We start from the raw sequence: 21,436 nt of genomic DNA on the forward strand, positions 1-21,436 counted from the left end.
CCTCCGCTCGGCTAGTTTTCGCGGACGCGCTCGACCGGCTCGACCACGGGCGCCGGCGAAGCCTGGCTGTCCAGCGGCTGGCGGGCGGACTGAGCCTCAGCCTTCGCGTTGACGTCGTCCTCGGCCAGACCCTTCGTCTCGGCCTTCAGGATCCGCATCGAGCGACCCAGGCCCCGAGCAGCGTCGGGCAGGCGCTTGGCGCCGAACAGCAGAATCAGCAGAACCGCCAGAATGGCGATGTGCCACGGCTTGAGCGCACCCATGTGAAGCCACCTCACTGTCTTGTCATTGACGAGCCCATAATACGTTCTTCGCGGCCGAAAAGCCCTAGCCCGTTGGCCTGGTTCAAGGTCGCCGGTCGGGCCGCGGATTCCTGATCTCGGCCGCTCGATCCCTGGTCGCCTCCACATGGGCGCTGACCTGCGCTAATCGTTCCTGCAGCGCGGACACCGAATTTTGCAGTTCCTGGGTGTCAACGGCGCGTTGGCGAATCTTCATCGCGGCGCGGCGCAGTCCGGGCAGCCGCCGGAGCACCGGCAGCACCACCAGCACCAGCACCACCACGGCAATTACCACCACACCGGTGACGATCCACCAAATCATGGGCACAGACCCTAGCCCAGATCCGCGCCGTACGCCGCGAGGGCGGAGCGAGCCTGGTCACGCACCGCGTCGGCCAGCCCGGCCGGCGCCACCACGCTGACCTCCGGCCCCAGCCCGAGCACCAGTCGGCGGGCCCAGTCCAGGTCGGCCGCGCGCAGGCTGACCAGCCAGTGCTCCGCCGACTCGGCGATGATCTCCTCGCACGGGTAGTACTCGGTGATCCACCGGCCGCCGCGGCTCACCCGCAGGGTGATCAGCGGCAGCTCCGGGGTGGGGTTGAAGACGCCGTCGCTGAGCTGGCCGGGCTGCGCCTGGGGCGGCGGGGCGGCCGGGGAGTCCAGCTCGATCAGCTGGTCGATGCGGTCCACCCGGAACAGGCGCACCCCCTCGGCGCGGCGGCACCACGCCTCCAGATATGCGCGGCCGGAGGCGACCACCACCCGCATCGGGTCGACCACCCGCTCGGTGAGCACGTCGCGAGTGGCCGTGTAGTACGTGATGCGCAGCGCCCGGCGCCGCTGCACCGCGCCGCGGATGGTGGCCAGCCGGTCGTCGTTGCCCGGCGACCGCACCGCCACCGGCGCGTCGGCCAGCTCCCCGGCGGTCGACTCGATCTTGGTCAGCGCCCGCTCGATCGCGTCCCGCTGGCCCATGCCGGGCGTCTCGGCGAGCATCCGCAACGCCACCACCAGGGCAAGCGCCTCGTCCGGGGTCAGCCGCAGCGGCCGGTCGATGCCCGCGTCGTAGGTGATGGTGACCCGGTCGCCGTCGAAGGCCATGTCGATCAGGTCGCCCGGCCCGTACCCGGGCAGGCCGCACATCCACAGCAGCTCGAGGTCCTCGCGCAGCTGCCGCTCGGTGATCCCCAGATCGGCCGCCGCGTCGGCCAGCCGGATGCCGGGCCGGGCCAGCAGATAGGGCACGAGGTTGAGCAGGCGGCCGAGCCGGTCGGCCGATGTCGGCGCGGCCATCAGGCGACCCCCGCCCGTGCGGCGCCGTCGCCGGCGGCGAGCGTGGGGCCGCGCCCGGCCGCGGTGGGCACCGACCCGGGGATCGGGCTCACCGGGTCCGGTGCGGGCGCGTCCCGGCGGGGCGCGTCGCCGTGCGCGGCCAGGATCTCGCGCAGCCGGGCCACGGCCGCCTCGCGGACCTCCGGCGGGTCGAGCACCACCACGTCCGCGCCGTAGCCGACCAGCCAGGACGCCAGCCCCTCCGGCTCCGAGTAGCGCAGCGTCGCCACGTCGCCGTCCGGTCCCGCGCTGATCTGCTCGGCCCAGCGGCGCACCCCGGCGGCCCGGCCCGGCCGGATCCGCACCGTCGCCCGCTTCGACCGCTCCACCGGCCCGGACCAGTTGGCCACGTAGGTGATCAGGTCGACGTCCCGGGGCGGTTCGAACGCGCCGGGACGGCCGGTGCGCCGCACCTGCCCCACGATGCGGGACAGCCGGAAGCACCGCTCCGCGCGCCGGTCCAGGTCGTGGCCGACCACATACCAGCGGCCCCGCCAGCACACCACTCCCCACGGCTGCAGCCGGCGGCTGGCGGCCGCGTCGTCCTCCGGGGTGCGGTAATCGAACGTCACGGCCACCCGGTGCCGCACGGCCGCGGTCAGCGGCTCGAACGCCGCGTCCACCGTGACCACCGGCTCCACGCCCAGCGTGGCGTCCGGATCGACGTCCACTCCCGCGGCGCGCAGCTTGGCCAGCCCGCTGGAGGCCGCGGCGGCCAGGCCGGCGTGGCGCCACAGCCGGGCTGCGATGCCCACCGCGGCGGCCTCGTCCGGCTCCAGCGGGATGTCCGGCAGCTCGTAGTCGCGCCGCGCGATGCGGTATCCGGGCTCCGCGTCCAGCACGCTGGAGGTGCCGGTCTCCAGCGGCACGCCCAGCTCCCGCAGCTCGGCCTTGTCCCGCTCGAACTTGCGCTGGAACGCCTCGTGGTCGCGGGGATCGTCCAGGTCGTGCTCGTAGCCGGGCACGGTGCGCGCGATCTGCGAGGCGGTCAGGAACCGCCTCGTGGACAGCAGGCAGATCACCAGGTTGACCAGGCGCTCGGTCCGGGTGCGCGACACGTGTTCGAAACTAGCAGTGCCGGGCCGGGCCCGGTCGCCCGACGGGCCGGTAAGCCGACCCGATCGCCCTCGGGGGGCGGCGATCGGGTCCGCGCTATATTCGCGCGGTGATTTGGTGGCGCGGGGGCACGGTCGGCGCGGTACGCCGGCGCTGGCGGGGCGCGGTCGAGCTGGACGTGCGGGTCGGGGACCAGGAACTGCGCGCGCTCGCCTATCCGGCGCTGGTGGGCGAGCCCCGGCCCGGCGACCGGGTGCTGCTCAACATCGGCGCGCTGGCCATGGGCCTGGGCACCGGCGGGTACGCCCTGGTCGTGGCGCTGCCCGACCGGCTGCCGGACGATCCGCCCGGGCCGGTGGACCGCTCCGGCGGGCACGCGGTCAAGGCGCGGTACACGCCGCTGCAGCCGATCCTGCTGGCGGTCGAGGAGGAGGCGTCGCCGCACCACGAGGTGATGGCCGCCGCCGAGAGCCTGGACGAGCTGCCCGTGGTCACCGCCGACCTGCACTCCGCCGTACCGGCGATCCTGGCCGGGGTGCTCGCCGACCGGCCGGATGCCCGGGTGGCGTACCTGATGACCGACGGTGGCGCCCTGCCGGCCTGGTTCTCCCGCACCCTCGACGCCCTGTCCGGGTCGCTGGCCGGGGTGGTGACGGTGGGCCAGGCGTTCGGCGGCGACCTGGAGGCCACCAGCCTGCACAGCGGGCTGCTGGCGGCCAGGCACGTGCTGCGCGCCGACGTCGCGATCGTCGCGCAGGGGCCGGGCAACCTGGGTACCGGCACCGCCTGGGGCTTCTCCGGGGTGGCCGCCGGCGAGGCGGTCAACGCCGCGGCGGCGCTGGGCGGCCGGCCGATCGGCGCGCTGCGCGTCTCCGACGCCGACCCGCGCCCGCGCCACTACGGCGTGTCCCACCACAGCCTGACCGCGTACGGGCGGGTCGCCCTGGCCGGGGCGGACCTGGTGCTGCCCGACGGGCTGCCGGCGCCGTTGGCCGCCGAGATCGACCGGGCGCTGGCCTCGCTGCCCGAGCGGCACCGGGTCGTCCGGGTGCCGGTGGCGGGGCTCGACGAGGCGCTGCGCGCCCTGCCGGTCCGGCTGTCCACGATGGGCCGGGACCTGGACGCCGACCACGCCTACTTCCTGACCGCCGCGGCGGCCGGGCGGCACGCGGCCGGCCTGATCCCGGGTCACGGCGCGGGCGAGCACCTTACACAGCTGCCTCGCGCCGCCGGAGGGGACGAGCGAGACATCGACGCGGTGACGCCCCGGTAGCCACCGCCCGGGGAGGAACCGCCCAGGAAGCGCGAAGCCGACTCCCGAGGGGGCGGACCGGTCAGGTGAAGATGATCACCGCTGCCCAGCCGAGGACTATCGCCAGCAGGATGGCGACCAGCGCCCAGGTGGGCAGCCAGTACTCGCCCCGCCGGTTGCGTTCGATCTCGGCCACGATCCGGTCGCGGCGCCGCTGCGCCGCGCCGCGGCGGGCCTCGATGCGGCTGTAGGCGTGCGAATCCTCGTGCTCTGGCATGACCACCCGACGAGCGTAGCTCCTGCCCCGGGGCTCCCCCTACATCGAGGCGATCAAGCGCTCCACCCGCTCGTCGTAGGCCCGGAACGGGTCCTTGCACAGCACCGTGCGCTGGGCCTGGTCATTGAGCTTGAGGTGCACCCAGTCGACGGTGAAGTCGCGCCGCTTCTCCTGGGCGTGCTTGATGAACTCGCCGCGCAGCCGGGCGCGGGTGGTCTGCGGCGGGGTCTCCTTGGCCTCGAAGATCTCGATGTCGTTGGCCACCCGGTCGACCTGCCCGCGCCGCTCCAGCAGCGCGTAGAGCCCGCGGTTGCGGCGCAGGTCGTGGTAGGCGAGGTCCATCTGGGCGATCCGCGGGTGGGCCAGCGGGAGGTCGTGCCGGCGCTGGTAGGACTCGATCAGCTTCAGCTTGGTGATCCAGTCGATCTCCCGGTCGACGTTGGAGTAGTCGCCCGACTCGACCGCGCCGAGCACCCTGCCCCACAGCTCCACGACCCGCTTGGCCACCCCGTCCCCGCCCCGGCGGTCGACGAAGTCGCTGGCCTTGCTGAAGTACTCCTGCTGGATCTCCAGCGCGCTGGCCTCCTTGCCGCTGGCCAGCCGGACCTTGCGCCGCCCGGTGACGTCGTGCGAGACCTCGCGGATCGCCCGGATCGGGTTCTCCAGCGTCAGGTCGCGCATCACCACGCCCGCCTCGATCATCCGCAGCACGATGTCCGCGCTGCCGACCTTGAGCATCGTGGTGACCTCGTTCATGTTCGAGTCACCGACGATCACGTGCAGCCGCCGGTAGCGCTCGGCGTCGGCGTGCGGCTCGTCCCGGGTGTTGATGATCGGGCGGGACCGGGTGGTCGCCGAGGAGACGCCCTCCCAGATGTGCTCGGCGCGCTGGGACAGGCAGAACACCGCGCCCCGGGGCGTCTGCAGCACCTTGCCGGCGCCGCAGATCAGCTGCCGGGTCACCAGGAACGGGATGAGCACGTCGGCGAGGCGGCCGAACTCTCCGTGCCGCGACACCAGGTAGTTCTCGTGGCAGCCGTAGGAGTTGCCGGCCGAGTCGGTGTTGTTCTTGAACAGATAGATCTCGCCGGCGATGCCCTCGTCGTGCAGCCGTTTCTCGGCGTCGACCAGCAGCCCTTCCAGGATCCGCTCACCGGCCCGGTCGTGCATGACCAGGTCCGTGACGGAGTCGCACTCCGGCGTCGCATACTCCGGATGGGAGCCCACGTCCAGATAGAGTCGGGCACCGTTGCGCAGGAAGACGTTGCTGGAACGCCCCCAGGAGACGACCCGCCGGAACAGGTAGCGCGCCACCTCGTCCGGCGACAGCCGCCGCTGGCCACGGTACGTGCAGGTCACTCCGTACTCGGTCTCGAGGCCGAAGATTCGCCTATCCATGAACGAACAGTAGCCGCCAGAAGCCCCACGTAGTTACTTTGCACCACAGCGATTCGGGGTATCTGACGCAGTTCTCATACTCCGGCAGCAATCCGACCTGGTGAACCGGCCGGCGCCGGGCCGACGCGCCGGCGACGAAACCGATCACCGGCGCGTCGGGCCCGGGCGGGTCGGGCCCGGGCGGGTCGGGCCCGGGCGGGTCGGGCCCGGGCGGGTCGGGCCCGGGCGGGTCGCGCCCGGGCGGGTCGCGCCCGGGCGGGTCGCGCCCGGGCGGGCGGCCCGGTTCACGGCTTGCGGCTGACCACCACGAACTCGTTGTAGGTGAAGATCCGCCCGGCGGCCCTGGGCAGCGGGAACGAGTAGTGCCGCGACACGTTCAGGCCCAGCGCGGTGGCGAGCGCGGCCGATTCGGCGAAGCCGACGAACCGCACGTGCGTGGCGTCGCTGGCGTACCCGCGCTCCTGGGGCGTGATGAACACGACCGAGCCGCCCGACCGGACGTAGGGCAGGTACATGCTGACGATGTCGCGCACCTCCGGCTCCGGCAGGTGCTCGAGCACGTGGGCCAGCAGGATCGAGTCGAACCGCCCCGGCTTGGCGTACTCGCTGGCGAGGAACTCGTCGGTGGTGAACGCCGTCAGCCCCGACTGGCGGGCCACCTCGATCGAGGTGGGGTTGTGGTCCACGCCCACCCCGTTGTTGCCGAGGTGGGCCAGGTTGCGGCCGATTCCGCAGCCCACGTCGAGAGTGAAGCCCAGATTCAGCCGCCGGATGTTCCACCGGTACGGCGCCTGGGCGTCCAGCACCCGCTTCCACCGGGCCCCGCCGAGGCGCTGGAGGCGCTGCGCGTACGCCTCGTCCCGGGTCTGGGCGTTGCGGACCCGGGCGACGCTGTCGTCGGCCCCGGCCTGTGCGGCGGCGGGGGCGGTCGAGTCCGGAACGGTCGAGTCCGGGGCGGCCGGGTCGGACGCGGCCGGATCCTGGGTGGTCGCGGCCGGAGCGGTCGTATTCCGGGCCACAGTGTCGGAATTAGTCATGTTTGACGATTCCATTCTACTTTGTACAGGAATAGCCGGAGGAGCCTGGCTCGGCACCGGCACACCGCTGTCGACCATAGACAACACGCTCTCTCGTAGGGGAAGTAAATGAGCAAGTGTCGCCCGGTTAAGCGAAATGGCGACCGCTCGGCGCATTCAACAACTTCAGGAGATAGGTACCATATCCGCTCTTGAGAAGCGGCTGCGCCAGCTCGCGCAACTGGTCGTCATCCAGGAACCCCTGAACCCACGCCGCCTCTTCGATGCAGCCGATCTTGAAGCCCTGGCGTTCCTCGATCACCCGGACGAACTCGGCCGCCTGCACCAGCGACCCGAAGGTACCCGTGTCCAGCCAGGCCGTGCCGCGGTCGAGTACCGCGACGGTCAGCTGGCCGCGCTGCCGGTACTCCTCGTTGACGGCGGTGATCTCCAACTCGCCGCGCGCGCTGGGGGTCAGCTTGCTGGCGATCTCCACCACCGCGTTGTCGTAGAAGTACAGGCCGGGGACCACGTAGCTGGACTTGGGGGTGGCCGGCTTCTCCTCGATGGACAGGACCTTGCCCGACGCGTCGAACTCGACCACGCCGTACTCCTGCGGGTTGGCCACCGGGTACGCGAAGATGCAGCCACCCTGCACGTCGCGGTGATCGACCAGCTGCCGGCCGAGCCCCACCCCGTGGAAGATGTTGTCGCCCAGGATCAGCGCCACCGACTCGTCGCCGATGAACTCCGCGCCGAGCACGAAGGCCTGCGCGATCCCCTCCGGACGGGGCTGCACGACGTAGGACAGCGACAGCCCCCATTGGCTGCCATCCCCGAGCAGCCGCCGGAACTGGTCCTGATCCTCCGGAGTGGTGATCACCAGTATGTCGCGGATGCCGGCCATCACCAGGGTGGACAGCGGGTAGTAGATCATGGGCTTGTCGAAGACGGGCATGAGCTGCTTTGACACGGCTCTGGTGATCGGCCAGAGCCGGGAGCCGGTCCCGCCGGCCAGAAGAATGCCACGCACCGCTGCAGACTAATAGGACACAGCCCGTCCCGCCGGGCGGCCCGGGCGATACTGGCTCCAGGAGTTCCTGGAATCCGGCCCGATGTCCGGTTGACGTGGGCCGTTTCGCACCACCGGGCAAAGGGCCGCCCCAGCTATAATCGGCGCCAATAACATCAAATCGTCCCAAATGATTCGGCGGATTCCCGACGCCCGGTGACTGGGACTCGTCACTCAGGCGGTTTGACGTTTATGTCACAGGTCCTGCTGGAACCCGCGGCGGAATTCCGCCCGCGACCCGGGTCGGGAAGGACGCGACTCCTCGTCGCGATCGCCCGGACGGCCGCCCTGGTCGCGCTGGCCTGGCTCGCCACGGCCGGCGCGGACCGCCTTGGCGCCGACTGGCTGGTGCCGCCCCTGATCCTGGTCGGCACCGCGAGCCTGCTACGCGGCGGGCGGACCCTGCTGGACCGGCTCGTGCTCGCGCTGGCGCTGCTGCTGGGCGCCACGTGCGCGGCCGGGCTGCTGTTCTCGGTCTGGCCGTGGGGGCTGGACCCGCCCCGGGTCGGCGGCGCCGGCCTGACCGTGCTGATCGTGCTCGGCGCGGTCCTGCGGCGCCGGCCCCACCTGCCACGGCCCGCCCTCGTCGACGCGCTGGTCCTGCTCGGTGCCACCGGCGGCACCCTGTACCTGGGCCGGCCGTACCTGACCGGCGGCTTCGGGCACCGGTTGGGCCTGGCCATGGCCGGGGAGGACCTGGCCCGCCACTTCAGCATCTTCGATGGCATCCGGGCGACGGGTGGGTACCTGTTCCTCGACCCGGCCCAGGCCAACCGGTACGTGTACGAGGGCATCATCCGGTACCCGCAGGGCTTCCACCTGACCGCCGCGCTGCTGGACGGCTTCCTGCGCTCCTCCCCCGCCCCCGCGAATTCCACCAGCGCGTTCGACCACTTCCTCGGCTTCCACACCGCGACCTTCGGGCTGCTCATCCTCGCGGTGGCCTGGGCCGCCCTGTGGATCGGCGGCCCGCTCGTGCGCGTCGGCGCCCGCGCCGCGCTGGTGGTCGCCTTCCTGGTGCCGTTCGTGCTCTACACCGACCTGACCTCGGACTACGTGTCGGGCTACCCGAGCGAGGTGTTCGGCCTGGCCCTGGTCGCCCTGCTCGTCGCGGTGCTGGCCCGGCCGCTGCCCGGGATCCGCACCCAGTTGGTGATCGTCTGCGCCCTGCTGGTGGGCATCGGCTTCGGCTACTACCTCTACCTGCCCGGTGCCGCGATCGGCGCCGGGCTGTGGCTGCTGGCTTGCCGGCGCCGGATGCGCGGGCGGCCGGCGTTCACCGTGGCCGTCGCGGCGCTGGCCACCGCGCTGGCGCTGGTCGGTCCGGCGGTGGGCACCCTGCTCGGCAGGGCCGCCACCGCGCTGAGCGCGCCGGCCAGCATCCACAACAGCCGGGATGTCCTGCTCGCGCTCACCCTCGCGATCATGGCCGGGGCGCTGACCCGGTCCGGCCGGCGCGCCCGAGTCTGGCGCCGGTACGGGGTGGCCATCGCGTCGATGGCGCTGTTCTCCGCCGCGCTGGGCGGGTACCAGGTCGCCACCCGGGGCGAGACCGGCTACTACTTCGAGAAGTCGCTGCACGCCCTCGAGATCGGCCTGCTGGCCGGCGTCGGGGTGCTGGCCAGGCTGGTACCGGCGCCGGCACGCTGCCCGGCCCGCCCCGCGCTGCGCCGCCGGCTGGCCTCCGGCCTGCCCCCGTTACTGCTGGCCACCTCGACGCTGGCGGCGCTGGGCGTGGTCAACGGGGACTCGCCGTTCCGGCCCCGGGTGGACTCCGAGCACAGCAACTGGGGGCGGTCCTGGGCGCGGGGCGACCTCACCAGGGCCGCGGCCGGACGGACGGTGGCGGCGATCTATTCCGACCACCCGCCCCGGCCCGGCGAGGTCACCCTGGTCTTCGCCGATATCGGTCTACATCAGTACGATCTGACCCTGTTCGTGTCCGTGCTGCAGCGCGGCGTGCGGCCCGGCGTCTACCGGGCGCTCTACGACACGCCTGCCAACCTCGTCCAGACCGATCCGGCCACGCTCCAGACCGTGCTACTAAACATCAGGGAACCGATAGAGGCGGTGACGACGACCACGACGACGACGACATTCATTCGCTGGATGCAGGCCCACCACCCCTCGCTGCCATTACGCCTGGTAGATCTGTCTAAATTGTCGTAAGCAGGCAATCCACGCCATACCCCTCGGCCATCCCACCAAGGGGCATCAGCGATGACCATGAACGGCCCGGTGACCAACCGGCAACTCACGGCAGCCGACACGCCGGCCGCCGCGGTACCGCCTGCCCCGTCGGGCCCCTGGTGGGGGCACGATCTCGGGCGGCGGATCACCGCCACGGCGGCCAAGGTGGCCGGGGTGTGGCTGCTGGCGCTGCTGGCCCACCTGGCGCACGCCGACGCGCTGACCCTGCTGCTGGTCGTCGCGGGTACCGGCGCGAGCCTGCGCGGGGCCGGCTCCCTGCTGGACCGGCTGATGCTGTCCGTCGCCCTGCTGGCCGGCCTGACCTGCGTCGCGGCGCTGGGCCTGTCGTTCACGCCCGGCCACCTGCGGCCCCAGGTGCTCGGCGGCTGCGCGCTGACCGGCCTGGTGCTGGTCGCCGCGGTGCGGGGCGGCCTGCCAGGCCGCTGGAGGCGGCCGCGCCTCATCGACCTGGCGGTGCTGCTGCCGGTCGCCGCGGTGGCCTACCTCTTCACCAGGCCCACCCTGGGCGCGGGCATGGCGGTGCGGCTGGGCACGGTGATCAGGGGTGAGGATCTCGCCCGGCACTTCGCCATGTTCGACACCATCCGGCGGGTCGGCGGGTACGTGTTCCTGCACCGGGCGGCGGCCGCCGGCAGCATCGCCCCGTCGGACCTGGCATACCCGCAGGGCGCCCACCTGCTGGCCGCCGTGGTGGACGGCTTCCTGAGCTCGTCGTCGAGCCCCGGGGCGCCGGTGACGTCGATGAGTCACTTCCTCTACTACGACCAGTTCAACTACCTGTTCCTGGTGCTGGCCGTGATCTGGGCGGCCCGCCGGCTGGCCGGGCCGGGCGTGCGGGCGGTGGCGTTCCTGCCCGTGGCCGGGCTGTGCGCCGGGTACCTGCTGTTCGGCTCGCTGATCACGGCCTACACCTACGGCTTCTTCCCGGAGATCGCCGGGCTGGCGTTCCTCGCCCTGCTGGTCGGGGTGCTGGTCCGGCCGCTGCCGGACACCCGGGAGCAGGTACTGATCGTGGCCGCGCTGGTGGTCGCGGTCGCGTACTGCTACTACATCCTGCTGCCGGTGGTGGCCGTGGCCGTGCTGGGCTACGCCTGGGTGTACCGGCGCCGGCTGGCGCGCCACCGGGTGCTGGTCGGCGCGGTCACTGTCGCCGGCGCCCTGGCCTGCCTGGTCCTGCGGGTGGCCGCCGGCCACGAGCAGGCCCTGTCGCTGGGGGTGCTGCTGCAGGACTTCGGCGTGGCCCGGGTGCAGCGCGGCCCCCTGCTCGGCCTGGCCGCGCTGGTGGCGGTGGGGGGCGCGGCGACCCGCTCCTGGTGGCGCTCACCGGCGGCACGGATCATGGCGGTCTCCGCCACCGGCGCCGCCGCGCTGACCCTCGGCGTCGGGCTCTACGAGGTCGGCGAGGTCGGCCACACGCTGTACTTCTTCGAGAAGTCGCTGCACACCCTGATCGTGCTGATGCTGGTCGCCAGCGGCGCCGCCGCCGGGCTGGCCCAACGGCTGATCATCGGCCTGCGCTCCCGGGTCGCGCTGGCCGCCGGCGCGCTGCTGCTGGGCCTGGTCCCCTCGGCCATGCTCGGCGGCCTGGACTGGGACCCCCAGCAGCAGGCGGACGCCCAGTTCCACGACCCGGCGTACGGGACCAGCCCGGGCCGGCTGCTGGTCGGCGGGCAGTTGGCGGTCACCCAGCCGGCCATGGCGGCGGTCACGGTCGCGAACGCGATTCCCGACGCGGGCGGCAAGATCACCCTTATCGCCACCGACCAGCAGACCGACAACCTGGCGACCTTCTACACCTGGATGCTGCAGCGCCAGTACGGCGCGGCGTGGCAGGTCTACCCGAAGACGTTCACCATGCACGGCTTCTACCAGTACGAGGAGTACCTCATCTCGGACCCGGGCCGGCACTACCGGGTGGTAACCAGCGATCCGACCATCCTGATCGAGCTGGAGAGCCTGGCCATCCTCCGGCCTGACCTGCAATTGGAGGTCGACGACCTCCACAACCTGCGCCGTCAGTGACCGTTGCCACCCTCTCACCCGACCGTCCGCTAAACTTTGGCCCTCGTGAGAGTCCTTGTCACCGGCGGAGCCGGGTTTATTGGATCGAACTACGTGCGCGCCATCCTGTCGGGCAGGTACCCGAGCATGGCCGGCGCCGAAGTGACAGTGCTGGACAAGCTCACCTACTCCGGCAATCCGGATAATCTTCGCGAATTTCGCGATGATCCGCGGCTGACCTTCGTGCGGGGCGACATCTGCGACGCGACGCTGCTGGCCGAGCTGATGCCCCGGCACACCGCCGTGGTGCACTTCGCCGCCGAGTCGCACGTCGACCGGTCGATCCTGGGCGCCGCGCCGTTCGTGACCACCAACGTGCTGGGCACCCAGCTGCTGCTGGACGCGGCCCGACTGGCCGGCGTCGACCGGTTCGTGCACGTGTCCACCGACGAGGTGTACGGCTCGATCGAGGAGGGCTCCTGGACCGAGTCGTGGCCGCTGACGCCCAACTCGCCGTACTCCGCCTCCAAGGCCGGCTCGGACCTGCTGGCCCTGGCCGCCTACCGGACCCACGGCCTGGAGGTCGTGGTCACCCGGTGCTCGAACAACTACGGCCACTACCAGTTCCCGGAGAAGGTCATCCCGCTGTTCGTGACGAACCTGCTGGACGGCCGCAAGATCCCGCTGTACGGCGACGGCGGCAACATCCGGGACTGGCTGCACGTCGACGACCACTGCCTGGGCATCCAGCTGGCGCTGGAGAAGGGTCGGGCCGGCGAGGTCTACAACATCGGTGGGGGCACCGAGCTGACCAACCGGCAGCTGACCGAGCGCCTGCTCGAGGCGTGCGGGGCCGGCTGGGACAGCGTCGAGCCGGTGGCCGACCGCAAGGGGCATGACCGGCGGTATTCCCTGGACATCAGCAAGATCAGCAACGAGCTGGGCTACCGGCCCCAGGTCGACTTCGAGTCCGGGCTGGCCGCCACGGTCCGCTGGTACGCCGAGCACCGCGACTGGTGGGAGCCGCTCAAGGCGGGCGCCGCGCTGCCCGTCGGGCCGGCGACGCCGGACGCGGAGGGCTCGGGCCGGGTCGCCGGTAGCCGGGCGGGCAACGCGAACACCGGACCGGCGGACGGGGTCGCCGGCGGCGCCGGGCCGACCGGCGGGGCCGGGACGGCCGGCATGGCGGGCGAGGGCAGCGGCTGATGCGCTGGCTCGTCACGGGCGCCAACGGGATGCTCGGCCGGGAACTGCGCGGGGTGCTCGCCGAGGCCGGCGAGACCGAGGTCAGCGCGCTGGCCCGGGCCGACCTGGACCTGCTCGACCGCGCGGCGCTCGCCGACGCGGTGACCGGCCACGACGTCGTGATCAACGCGGCGGCCTGGACCGACGTGGACGGGGCCGAGGCCGACGAGGTCGCCGCCACCGCGGTCAATGGGCACGCCGTGGCCGACCTCGCCGACCTGTGCGCGGCCAGCGGGGCGTTCCTCATCCAGGTGTCCACGGACTACGTGTTCGCCGGCGACGCCACCAGCCCGTACCCGGAGTCGGCACCCACCGCCCCGCTGAACGCGTACGGGCGCGGCAAGCTGGTCGCCGAGCGGGCGGTGCTCGAGACGCTGCCGGGCCGCGGGTACGTGGTGCGCACCGCCTGGCTCTACGGCGCGCACGGCAAGAACTTCGTCGCCACCATGCTGCGGTTGGCCGCTCAGCGGGAGACCGTCGAGGTGGTCGCCGACCAGGAGGGGCAGCCCACCTGGACGCACGGGCTGGCCGCGCAGCTGGTCGCGCTGGCCGGCCGGGCGGTCGCGGGGGAGGCCGAGCCCGGCGTGTACCACGGCACCGCCACCGGGCAGACCAGCTGGTACGGGCTGGCTCGAGCGGTGTTCGAGGAGGCCGGACTCGATCCGGAACGAGTCCGACCAATCACCACGGACAGGTTCCCGCGACCGGCTCCGCGGCCCCGGTACAGTGTGCTCGGACACGACCGGTGGACGTTGGCCGGTCTTCCTGCACTACCCGACTGGCGGGACATGCTTTCGAGCGCGTTGCCGCGATTCGATCCTGCCCTGATCCGTTCCGCCCAACGGGCACCGCAGTGAAAGAGGCACGGTGAAGCTCACGATTCTGACCGCCATCAGCGGCCTCGCCGTGTTGGTGTTCATCTTCGAGCTGGTTCGTCGCAGACAGCTCCGAGAGAAGTACGCGGTTCTCTGGGGCGTGGTGGGCATCGTCGTGATCCCACTCGCGCTGTTCCCCAGCGTGCTCAACCCGCTGTCCCGCGCGATCGGGGTGGCCAGCGGCGTCAGCCTCGTGCTGTTCCTGGCCGTGGTCTTCCTCCTGGTGGTCTGCATCCACCTGAGCTGGGAGGTCAGCCGGCTGGAGGAGGAGACCCGGACCCTGGCCGAGGACATCGCCCTGCTGCGCACGGAGTTGCGAGAGCGGGTGAACCAATGATCAACGGGAAGCGGGTGCTGATCGTCATCCCGGCCTGGAACGAGGAGGCCAGCGTCGCCGACGTCGTGCGCGAGGTGCGCGGCGAGCTGCCCGGGGTGGGCGTGCTCGTGGTTGACGACGGGTCCAAGGACCGCACGCACGAGATGGCCGCGCAGGCGGGGGCGACGGTGGCCCGGCTGCCGTACAACCTGGGCGTGGGCGGCGCGATGCGGCTGGGCTACCGGTACGGGTACGAGAACCACTACGACGTGGTCATCCAGATCGACGCCGACGGGCAGCACGACCCGCGCTACGTGCCCAAGCTGGTGGACGCGCTGGACGACGCCGACTTCGTCATCGGCGCCCGGTTCGCCGGCGAGGGCGACTACAACGTGCACGGCCCCCGCAAGTGGGCGATGACGCTGCTGTCCATCGCCCTGTCGCGGATGGCGCACGCGAAGCTGACCGACACCACGTCCGGGTTCCGGGCCGCGAACCGCCGCACCGTCGAGCTGTTCGCGCACTGGTACCCGGTGGAGTATCTGGGGGACACGATCGAGGTTCTGGTACGACTGTTACGCAACGAGTACCGGATCGTGCAGGTGCCGGTCACCATGCGCCCCCGCCAGGCCGGCACGCCGAGCCACTCCCCGATCAAGTCGACGGTCTACCTGGCGCGGGCCGCGCTCATCTTCTGTCTGTCGATGGTTCGCAAGTGAGGCGGCTGCTCAACCTGCTGCCACCCGGTACGGTCGCGGTGGGCAGCGGCCTGGTGGTGCTCGGACTCGCCTCGTACGTGCACATCTCGATCGCGGGCCACGCCCTCAAGGGCCACCACAACGACTCGTTCGCGGTGCTCTGGTCGATCGTGTTCACGATCGGGCTCGGCCTGTACTTCCCGATCGAGCAGGAACTCACCCGGGTGGTGTCGGCCCGCCGGGCCGCCGGAAGTCAGGGGGCGAGCGTCTCGGCGTTCCGGCGCGCCGTGGCGCTGGCCCTGGGGCTGTTCGTCGCGGTGTGCGTGCTGCTGGTGGTGTTCGGGCCGATCATGGCCGACAAGTTGTTCAACGGCGATCGCACCCTGGTGGCGGTGATGGCCGGCGGCTTCTTCGGGCTGGCCCTGCAGTACCCGACCCGGGGCGTGCTGGCCGGTACCGGCCGGTTCGGCGCCTACGGCGCCCAGCTGGCCATCGACGGCGGCCTGCGCATCGTGATGGCCGCGGTGCTGTTCGTGGCCGGCGTGCACTCCGTCGTGCTGTTCGGCCTGATCCTCATGGTCGCCCCGATCATCTCGGTGCTGGCCACGGCGCCGGCCGTGCGGTCCGCGCTGGCCCCGGGCGAACCGCTGGCCTGGTCGGAGTTCGCCCGCCGGGTGGGCCCGCTGATGGCGTCGATGCTGCTCGCCCAGGTCGTGGTGAACATCGCCGTCATCAACGTGAAGCTGCTCGCGCCCAACGCCGTGTCGCTGGCCGGCGCGCTGCTGTCCGCGTTGACCCTGGTGCGCATCCCGCTGTTCATCTTCGGCTCGATGCAGGCGTCGCTGATGCCCGGGCTGTCGGTGGCCGCGGCGACCGGTGACCGCGGCGGTTTCCGCCGGCTGCTGATGCGCGCCTGCGGCATCGTGCTCGCGCTCGCGGTGGCCGGCGGCGTGCCGCTCATCGTGCTCGGGCCGTGGCTGCTGCACTTCCTGTTCGCCGCCGACAAGGTGCTGGGCGACGTCGACTTCGCGGTGCTCTCCCTCGGTACCGCGGCCTACCTGATCGCGCAGGTTCTTGGCCAGGCGGTGGTGGCGCTCGGCCGCCACCGCGACCAGACCTGGGCCTGGCTCGGCGGCACGGTGGCGCTGGTCGCGGTCACCGCGCTGCCGATCGACGTGCGGCTGCGGGTCGAATGGGCGTACACGGTCGGTTCGGTGGTGGTGGCGCTGATCCTGGTGGGGGCGGTGCTGCGCCGGTCCGCCCAGACCGCCGCCCAGGCCGAACTGTCCGACGCGGTGATCGCGGGAGTGTCCGGCCAGCGCATCCGGCGCTGAACCTCGACCCCCGACGCGAAGCCATCCGGGTCACGCGGTGACCTGCTGTTCGTCTGTCACGGCGCCGCGACCGAAGCCGCCCGGGTCACACAGTGACCCGGGCGGTCCGTGTTTTACGGAGCCGGCGGCGGCCGCCCACCCGGGTGAGCGCCCCCGGGCCCGGCGGGTCCGCCGCCCTCGGCCGCCGCCCGGACAACGCGACGAGCAGGTCGACGGCGACCAGCGCCAGCGATGGGAAGGCCAGCGTCAGGTAGGACAGTTGGTCGGTCCGGTTGGACAGGACGACCAGCACCAGGCCGGCGACCAGGGTTCCGGCCGCCATCCAGCTCCACTCCCGCCGATGCCGCAGCACCGCCGCGGCCAGCGTGAGCACGCAGCAGCCCAGAAACACGCGGTCGGCCGTGATCTCGGTCAGCTCCGGCTTGGCCAGGTGGCCCAGCACCCGCCCGAGCCAACCGGTGCTGTTCCAGAACCAGGAGTGCGGGTACTGGGCCCGGCGCTGCGGCAGCCAGAGGTCGGCGAGCACACTGGCCACGCCCAGGACCAGGGCGATCAGCCCGTACGGCGCCCACCGCCGGCCGCGCCCGTTCGTCGCGGCGGCCAGGCAGCCGATCAGCACCCCGACAACCACGATGACGCTGCGGTACTGGGCGGCCAGCGCCACGGCCAGCGCCACGCCGAAGCCGGCCAGCGACACGCTCCTGGGCAGTCCGCCCCAGCCGCCGGGCAGCATGGCCAGGCACCCGATGATGGCCAGCAGGGCCAGCGCGAACCGGGTACCGGCGATGCTCGCCGAGGCCACCGGCGCGGACAAGGTGAGTGCGATGCCGGCCATCGCTCCGGCCACGGCCCCGCCCCGGCGCGCGGCGAGGATGACGATGGCCGGCACCGCGGCCGTGAAGCCCACCAGCGCGAGGATCTTGTATCCGTGCTGGTGCGGCGAGCGGGCGATCATCACGTAGATCACCAGCAGGTACATGAGGGCCAGCAGCGCCCACCCCGCGAGCGGCGGCCCCGGCACCCAGGCCAGCCATTGGCGCCAGCGCGCCCCGGCCACCCGGGCCGGCTCGCCCGGACCCGCCCCGATCGTGGCCAGCGGCTCGGCCGGAGCCCGCGCGCCGTCCCCAACGGGCGCCGGGGCGCCGCCGGCCCCCGGGACCGCCTCGGTCGATCGACTCGGCGGGCCACCCCGCGCCGAGGTCAGGTCGAAGATCAACGCCAGCACGCACAGCACCATCAGCGGCACGACCGGCACGAAGTACCGGAAGTACGTCGGGTCGACGATGAGCACGGCCAGCGCCAGGGTGGAGGCCGACATGCCGATGAGCATGATGCTCAGCTCGCTGCGGAACCGCCAGACCGCCGAGATCAGGGCGAACACCAGAATCACGATGATCAGGAGGTCGAACGACCGCACGTAGTGGTAGTCGACGTGCACCATGTTGCGCAGCACCCGGGGTACCGCGGCGAACCCGTCGGTATGGAAGGTCTGCTCGGTCACCCGCTGGTACCGCTGGGTCAGGCTGAGCGAGTCGCCGCCGTACAGGTGGGCGGACACCTCGCTCTGCGCCACCAGGCTGGCGACGGTCAGCACGGACGACAGCACGGCGAACGGCAGCCACGGGTTACGTACCCGCCGGTCCCGGAGGGCCACCATGAACCAGGTGAGCAGGATCCCGGCGGTGATGGTGACCGCGAACTGCCGGGTGAACAGCCCCAACTCCAGGAGGATCGCGAACCACACCAGGTCCCGGCGGCGCGTACGGCGGCCCAGCGGCAGGCACAGCATGCCGGCCACGGTGAACGCCAGCGCGGTGGCGTCGGTCAGCGCGTACAGGCCGAACCGGGAGGGCAGCGGGGGCAGCAGCACCATGGCGCCGGCCGCGACCCCCCACCACCGTCCCCACAGCCGGGCGGCGAGCAGGGCCAGCAGCGCCACGCCCACGGCGTAGGACAGCACCGGCACGACCAGCATCCCGTTCGGGCCGAACAGCCCGACGAAGGGGGCGGACAGCAGCGGGTACAGCACCCTGGGCCCGACCACCGCCCCGTTGTCGCCGTGGAAGAACGAGTGCTCGTACCCGGCCGGCCAGCAGAAGCCGCAGGTGGTCAGGCCGTAGTGGCCCCGCAGGTGGGCCGCGGTGCGGTGGGCCGCCGCGGTCTCCGAGTAACCGAGGTACCGGTACGCCCAGGCGAGGTAGAGCCGCGAATCGCTGATCCACAGCGCCCGGTTCAGGTACGTGCTGACCTGGGAGGCGACGAAGGCAACGGCAAGCAGCGCCCAGCCGGCGGGCGAGATGACCGACCAGGTCGCCCGGGTCCGGGCGACGAACGGGCGCAGACCGGGGAACCTACCCTGGCGGCTGGGAGTGTCCAGCGGGTCGGCCGTCGCGGAATGATCAACCATTGTGCGAAAGACCCTGGAATCGTCGATGAAGGCGATCCGTGCTTACCCAACATCGCCGCCGAGAATCGGCGCGGGCGGTCGTTCCCGGAGGCGGTTTCGCGGTTGCGCCGAACGGGCCCGGGACGCCGGACGCACCGGCGACGAACCGCGCCCAGGCGCGAGAAAGGTGGCATTGCCGGCCGCCGGTCGCACCGAGGCGTCAGCCGGCGCCAGGGTGGCCGGTACGGGACGCGCCGGACCGCCGGGCAGGGGCCGGCACGCAACGGCCACGATGCGCGGACGCACAGGCCGAATCGGACACGCCGCGGGTCGACCGGATAGGCGGGGTCAGGCCGCGCCGGTGACGGCGCCCGGGCCCACGGCGCGGTTACGGCGCTGCGCCATCACGGCGCCGGTGACGGCACGCGGCGCCGTGGGCTGGGACGACGGGGGTATGGCCGGGGTATGGCGGAGTGGTTCGTGGCGCCCGGTGCGCGGTGGCCGGCCGGGCGCCCGAAAATCACTCGGCGCCGGAGGTGCCGCTCGGATCGGCGTTGGTGCCCTCGCCGCCCTCGGACGTCGCGTCCTCGTCGGACACCGACACCTCGTCCGCGACCGGCGAGGTCGGCCGGGCGGCGGCGTCGCCGGGCGCCGAGCCGGTGCCGGCCGCCGCGGCGTCGCCCTCACCCTCGGCGGCCGTGGACGGCTGGTCGGGCGCGGTCAGCAGCGCGGTCAGCGCCTGGCCGGTGATCCGGCGGAAGGCGCGGCCGGGGCGGCGACGGTCCAGGATGGCGACCTCGAGCTGCGCGGCGGTCAGCGTGCGCGGGGCGCCGCCCTCGCCGCCGACGCTGCCCAGCGCCTCGACTGCCAGCCGCAGCGCGGCGTCCAGCCCCATGTCGAGGCTGTGCCGCTCGCGCAGGCCGCCGGACAGCGCCTCGGCCTGCCCGCCCACCACCACCGCGCCGGGCTCCTGCTGGACCGATCCGTCGTAGGTGAGCCGGTACAGCTCGTCCTGCTCCGGGGTGGCGCCGACCTGGGCGACGCAGATCTCCACCTCGAACGGCTTGGACTGCTCCGTGAAGATCGCGCCTAGCATCTGGGCGTAGAAGTTGGCCAGCGCGCGGGCCGTCACGTCGCGGCGGTCGTAGGAGTATCCGCGCAGGTCGGCGAGGCGCACCCCGGCCGCGCGCAGGTTCTCGTACTCGTTGTAGCGGCCGACCGCCCCGAACCCGATCCGGTCGTAGAGCTCGGACACCTTGTGCAGCGCGGTCGACAGGTTCTCCGTCACGAACAGCACGCCGCCCTCATAGGAGAGCACGATGACGCTGCGACCGCGAGCGATGCCCTTGCGGGCGTACTCGGACCGGTCTCGCATGATCTGCTCAGGCGAGGCGTAGAACTGCATGGCCACGGCGGGCGGTCTCCTCGGGTCTCGGCTGTTGCGCGACGGACGGATCGGTGCGGTGCGAAGCGGCCCGGTCAGCCGCCGGGGTTCTCCATGCGACGGGCCACCACGGCCTCGGAAATCGTCGCGGACTGCTCGTCGGAGATGCGGCGGGTGCCCTCCGCGCCGGCGGTCATCACGACCGGGAAGATCCGGCGGGTCAGGTCGGGGCCGCCGGTGGCGGTGTCGTCGTCGGCCGCGTCGTACAGCGCCTCGACGGCGAGCGCGATCGCCTCCTCGGTGGTCAGGCCGGGACGGTAACGCTTCTTGAGCGCGGCCTTGGCGAACAGCGAACCCGAGCCGATCCCGTCGTAGCCGCGCTCCTCGTAGACGCCGCCGGCCACGTCAAAGCTGAAGATCCGGCCGGCCCGCTCGGGCGACGGCGCGTCCAGGTCGTACCCGGCGAACAGCGGGATCACCGCGAGGCCCTGCAGCGCCGCGCCGAGGTTGTTGCGGATCATCGTGGCCAGGCGGTTGGCCTTGCCGTCGATCGAGAGCATCGCGCCCTCGATCTTCTCGTAGTGCTGCAGCTCGACCTGGAACAGCCGCATCAGCTCGATCCCGACGCCCGCCGTGCCGGCGATCCCGATCAGCGAGAACTCGTCGGCGGCGTGCACCTTCTCGATGTCGCGGCTAGCGATCAGATTGCCCATCGTGGCGCGCCGGTCGCCGGCCATCACGACCCCGTCGGCGCAGCTGATAGCGATGATCGTGGTGGCGTGCGGCGCGATGTCGGCGCTGATCCCGGGCGGCAGGGGCCGTCGGCCGGGCAGCAGCTCCGGCGCGGCGGCACCAAGAAACTCGCTGAACGACGACAGGCCAGGCGCGGTGAACGCCGCCGGTAGCCGCCAGGATGGATCAAGACCCGCTGCCACGTGTGTTCCCTTCAGATACGCGATCGAGTTGCCGCTGCCAAGCTTGTCGCCACACTCAGCGGCGCGCGCGGCGGCGGGCCGGCCCGTTGCCGCGCACGCGTGAGCAGAATTGGGACCCGTTGAGACTACCGTCCCGATGATCCGGAGTTACTGGCCGCCCTTCTGCACGTACCCGCGAACGAACTCCTCGGCGTTCTCCTCGAGCACCGAGTCGATCTCGTCGAGCAGGTCGTCGACGTCCTCGGTGAGCTTCTCCTGCCTCTCGGCCAGCTCCGGGTCGACGGCCGGCGCGTCGGCGTCGTCGATCTCCTCGTCGCGCCGGCTGCGACCCGACTGCGACTGTCCTCCCGTGTCCCGGGTTGCCATC

18 protein-coding genes and 2 pseudogenes are annotated in these 21,436 nt (G+C 72.2%); 8 read left to right on the forward strand and 12 right to left on the reverse strand.

What is annotated here, in order from left to right; genetic code table 11:
• Nucleotides 1-11: 11 nt before the first annotated feature.
• The 4 genes from tatA to ABEA87_RS07495 all read right to left on the reverse strand — a co-directional run bounded on the left by tatA (nucleotide 12) and on the right by ABEA87_RS07495 (nucleotide 2,671).
• Complete coding sequence (gene tatA, locus ABEA87_RS07480; protein ID WP_345627299.1) at nucleotides 12-263, reverse strand: Sec-independent protein translocase subunit TatA; 252 nt, start codon at nucleotides 261-263, stop codon at nucleotides 12-14.
• Nucleotides 264-345: 82 nt separating this feature from the next.
• A complete protein-coding gene (locus tag ABEA87_RS07485; RefSeq protein WP_345627301.1) occupies nucleotides 346-603 on the reverse strand; it encodes a hypothetical protein in 258 nt (85 codons plus the stop codon).
• An 11-nt stretch (nucleotides 604-614) separates the two neighbouring features.
• Nucleotides 615-1,574, reverse strand: coding sequence for a helix-turn-helix transcriptional regulator (locus tag ABEA87_RS07490; protein ID WP_345627302.1), 960 nt, complete (start codon nucleotides 1,572-1,574; stop codon nucleotides 615-617).
• Nucleotides 1,574-2,671 carry a helix-turn-helix transcriptional regulator gene (locus ABEA87_RS07495; protein ID WP_345627304.1) on the reverse strand — a complete coding sequence of 366 codons (1,098 nt, stop codon included), beginning with the start codon at nucleotides 2,669-2,671 and terminating at the stop codon, nucleotides 1,574-1,576. The genes ABEA87_RS07490 and ABEA87_RS07495 overlap by 1 nt, the downstream gene beginning before the upstream one ends.
• Before the next feature lie 107 nt (nucleotides 2,672-2,778).
• On the opposite strand from ABEA87_RS07495, the pseudogene ABEA87_RS07500 reads away from it, so the two are divergent.
• Nucleotides 2,779-3,849: pseudogene (locus ABEA87_RS07500) on the forward strand (DUF3866 family protein); the annotation flags it as partial.
• Between the two features lie 154 nt (nucleotides 3,850-4,003).
• On the opposite strand, the gene ABEA87_RS07505 reads toward ABEA87_RS07500, so the two are convergent.
• The 4 genes from ABEA87_RS07505 to rfbA all read right to left on the reverse strand — a co-directional run bounded on the left by ABEA87_RS07505 (nucleotide 4,004) and on the right by rfbA (nucleotide 7,645).
• On the reverse strand, nucleotides 4,004-4,198 hold the full coding sequence (locus ABEA87_RS07505) for a hypothetical protein (RefSeq protein WP_345627379.1): 195 nt from the start codon (nucleotides 4,196-4,198) through the stop codon (nucleotides 4,004-4,006).
• 39 nt (nucleotides 4,199-4,237) lie between these two features.
• On the reverse strand, nucleotides 4,238-5,596 hold the full coding sequence (gene pafA, locus ABEA87_RS07510; RefSeq protein WP_345627305.1) for a Pup--protein ligase: 1,359 nt from the start codon (nucleotides 5,594-5,596) through the stop codon (nucleotides 4,238-4,240).
• Nucleotides 5,597-5,880: 284 nt separating this feature from the next.
• Nucleotides 5,881-6,633: a class I SAM-dependent methyltransferase gene (locus tag ABEA87_RS07515; protein WP_345627306.1), complete on the reverse strand. Its 753-nt coding sequence runs from the start codon at nucleotides 6,631-6,633 to the stop codon at nucleotides 5,881-5,883.
• 127 nt (nucleotides 6,634-6,760) lie between these two features.
• Complete coding sequence (rfbA, locus tag ABEA87_RS07520) at nucleotides 6,761-7,645, reverse strand: glucose-1-phosphate thymidylyltransferase RfbA (RefSeq protein WP_345627308.1); 885 nt, start codon at nucleotides 7,643-7,645, stop codon at nucleotides 6,761-6,763.
• Between the two features lie 231 nt (nucleotides 7,646-7,876).
• Here rfbA and ABEA87_RS07525 point away from each other — a divergent pair, with 231 nt between their 5' ends.
• The 7 genes and pseudogenes from ABEA87_RS07525 to ABEA87_RS07555 all read left to right on the forward strand — a co-directional run bounded on the left by ABEA87_RS07525 (nucleotide 7,877) and on the right by ABEA87_RS07555 (nucleotide 16,364).
• Nucleotides 7,877-9,853, forward strand: a complete 1,977-nt coding sequence (locus tag ABEA87_RS07525; RefSeq protein ID WP_345627309.1) for a hypothetical protein — start codon at nucleotides 7,877-7,879, stop codon at nucleotides 9,851-9,853.
• Nucleotides 9,854-9,904: 51 nt separating this feature from the next.
• Nucleotides 9,905-11,917 carry a hypothetical protein gene (locus ABEA87_RS07530; RefSeq protein WP_345627310.1) on the forward strand — a complete coding sequence of 671 codons (2,013 nt, stop codon included), beginning with the start codon at nucleotides 9,905-9,907 and terminating at the stop codon, nucleotides 11,915-11,917.
• A 45-nt stretch (nucleotides 11,918-11,962) separates the two neighbouring features.
• Nucleotides 11,963-12,937 (forward strand): annotated as a pseudogene (gene rfbB, locus ABEA87_RS07535) (dTDP-glucose 4,6-dehydratase); the annotation flags it as partial.
• Nucleotides 12,938-13,101: 164 nt separating this feature from the next.
• On the forward strand, nucleotides 13,102-13,998 hold the full coding sequence (gene rfbD, locus ABEA87_RS07540; protein ID WP_345627312.1) for a dTDP-4-dehydrorhamnose reductase: 897 nt from the start codon (nucleotides 13,102-13,104) through the stop codon (nucleotides 13,996-13,998).
• A gap of 10 nt (nucleotides 13,999-14,008) precedes the next feature.
• Complete coding sequence (locus ABEA87_RS07545) at nucleotides 14,009-14,353, forward strand: DUF2304 domain-containing protein (RefSeq protein ID WP_345627314.1); 345 nt, start codon at nucleotides 14,009-14,011, stop codon at nucleotides 14,351-14,353.
• On the forward strand, nucleotides 14,350-15,051 hold the full coding sequence (locus tag ABEA87_RS07550; RefSeq protein WP_345627316.1) for a glycosyltransferase family 2 protein: 702 nt from the start codon (nucleotides 14,350-14,352) through the stop codon (nucleotides 15,049-15,051). Before ABEA87_RS07545 ends, ABEA87_RS07550 begins: the two co-directional genes overlap by 4 nt.
• Entirely contained in the window at nucleotides 15,048-16,364 is a 1,317-nt protein-coding gene (locus ABEA87_RS07555) for a lipopolysaccharide biosynthesis protein (RefSeq protein ID WP_345627318.1), read from the forward strand. Before ABEA87_RS07550 ends, ABEA87_RS07555 begins: the two co-directional genes overlap by 4 nt.
• An 85-nt stretch (nucleotides 16,365-16,449) precedes the next feature.
• Here ABEA87_RS07555 and ABEA87_RS07560 read toward each other — a convergent pair whose 3' ends face one another.
• The 4 genes from ABEA87_RS07560 to ABEA87_RS07575 all read right to left on the reverse strand — a co-directional run bounded on the left by ABEA87_RS07560 (nucleotide 16,450) and on the right by ABEA87_RS07575 (nucleotide 21,435).
• Entirely contained in the window at nucleotides 16,450-18,771 is a 2,322-nt protein-coding gene (locus ABEA87_RS07560) for a hypothetical protein (RefSeq protein WP_345627320.1), read from the reverse strand.
• A 499-nt stretch (nucleotides 18,772-19,270) separates the two neighbouring features.
• Nucleotides 19,271-20,161: a proteasome subunit alpha gene (gene prcA, locus ABEA87_RS07565; protein WP_345627322.1), complete on the reverse strand. Its 891-nt coding sequence runs from the start codon at nucleotides 20,159-20,161 to the stop codon at nucleotides 19,271-19,273.
• Between the two features lie 68 nt (nucleotides 20,162-20,229).
• Entirely contained in the window at nucleotides 20,230-21,069 is an 840-nt protein-coding gene (gene prcB, locus ABEA87_RS07570; protein WP_345627324.1) for a proteasome subunit beta, read from the reverse strand.
• A gap of 147 nt (nucleotides 21,070-21,216) precedes the next feature.
• Entirely contained in the window at nucleotides 21,217-21,435 is a 219-nt protein-coding gene (locus tag ABEA87_RS07575) for a ubiquitin-like protein Pup (protein WP_345627326.1), read from the reverse strand.
• Nucleotide 21,436 lies beyond the last annotated feature (1 nt).

Source organism: Rugosimonospora acidiphila, assembly GCF_039543385.1.
Classification (GTDB): domain Bacteria; phylum Actinomycetota; class Actinomycetes; order Mycobacteriales; family Micromonosporaceae; genus Rugosimonospora; species Rugosimonospora acidiphila.

Coding starts and splice junctions, on each gene's coding strand:
- rfbD (WP_345627312.1), top strand. CDS start 13,102: ATGCGCTGGCTCGTCACGGGCGCCAACGGGATGCTCGGCCGGGAACTG.
- ABEA87_RS07515 (WP_345627306.1), bottom strand. CDS start 6,633: ATGACTAATTCCGACACTGTGGCCCGGAATACGACCGCTCCGGCCGCG.
- ABEA87_RS07560 (WP_345627320.1), bottom strand. CDS start 18,771: ATGGTTGATCATTCCGCGACGGCCGACCCGCTGGACACTCCCAGCCGC.
- ABEA87_RS07485 (WP_345627301.1), bottom strand. CDS start 603: ATGATTTGGTGGATCGTCACCGGTGTGGTGGTAATTGCCGTGGTGGTG.
- pafA (WP_345627305.1), bottom strand. CDS start 5,596: ATGGATAGGCGAATCTTCGGCCTCGAGACCGAGTACGGAGTGACCTGC.
- ABEA87_RS07490 (WP_345627302.1), bottom strand. CDS start 1,574: ATGGCCGCGCCGACATCGGCCGACCGGCTCGGCCGCCTGCTCAACCTC.
- ABEA87_RS07575 (WP_345627326.1), bottom strand. CDS start 21,435: ATGGCAACCCGGGACACGGGAGGACAGTCGCAGTCGGGTCGCAGCCGG.
- ABEA87_RS07505 (WP_345627379.1), bottom strand. CDS start 4,198: ATGCCAGAGCACGAGGATTCGCACGCCTACAGCCGCATCGAGGCCCGC.
- ABEA87_RS07530 (WP_345627310.1), top strand. CDS start 9,905: ATGACCATGAACGGCCCGGTGACCAACCGGCAACTCACGGCAGCCGAC.
- ABEA87_RS07550 (WP_345627316.1), top strand. CDS start 14,350: ATGATCAACGGGAAGCGGGTGCTGATCGTCATCCCGGCCTGGAACGAG.
- tatA (WP_345627299.1), bottom strand. CDS start 263: ATGGGTGCGCTCAAGCCGTGGCACATCGCCATTCTGGCGGTTCTGCTG.
- ABEA87_RS07525 (WP_345627309.1), top strand. CDS start 7,877: ATGTCACAGGTCCTGCTGGAACCCGCGGCGGAATTCCGCCCGCGACCC.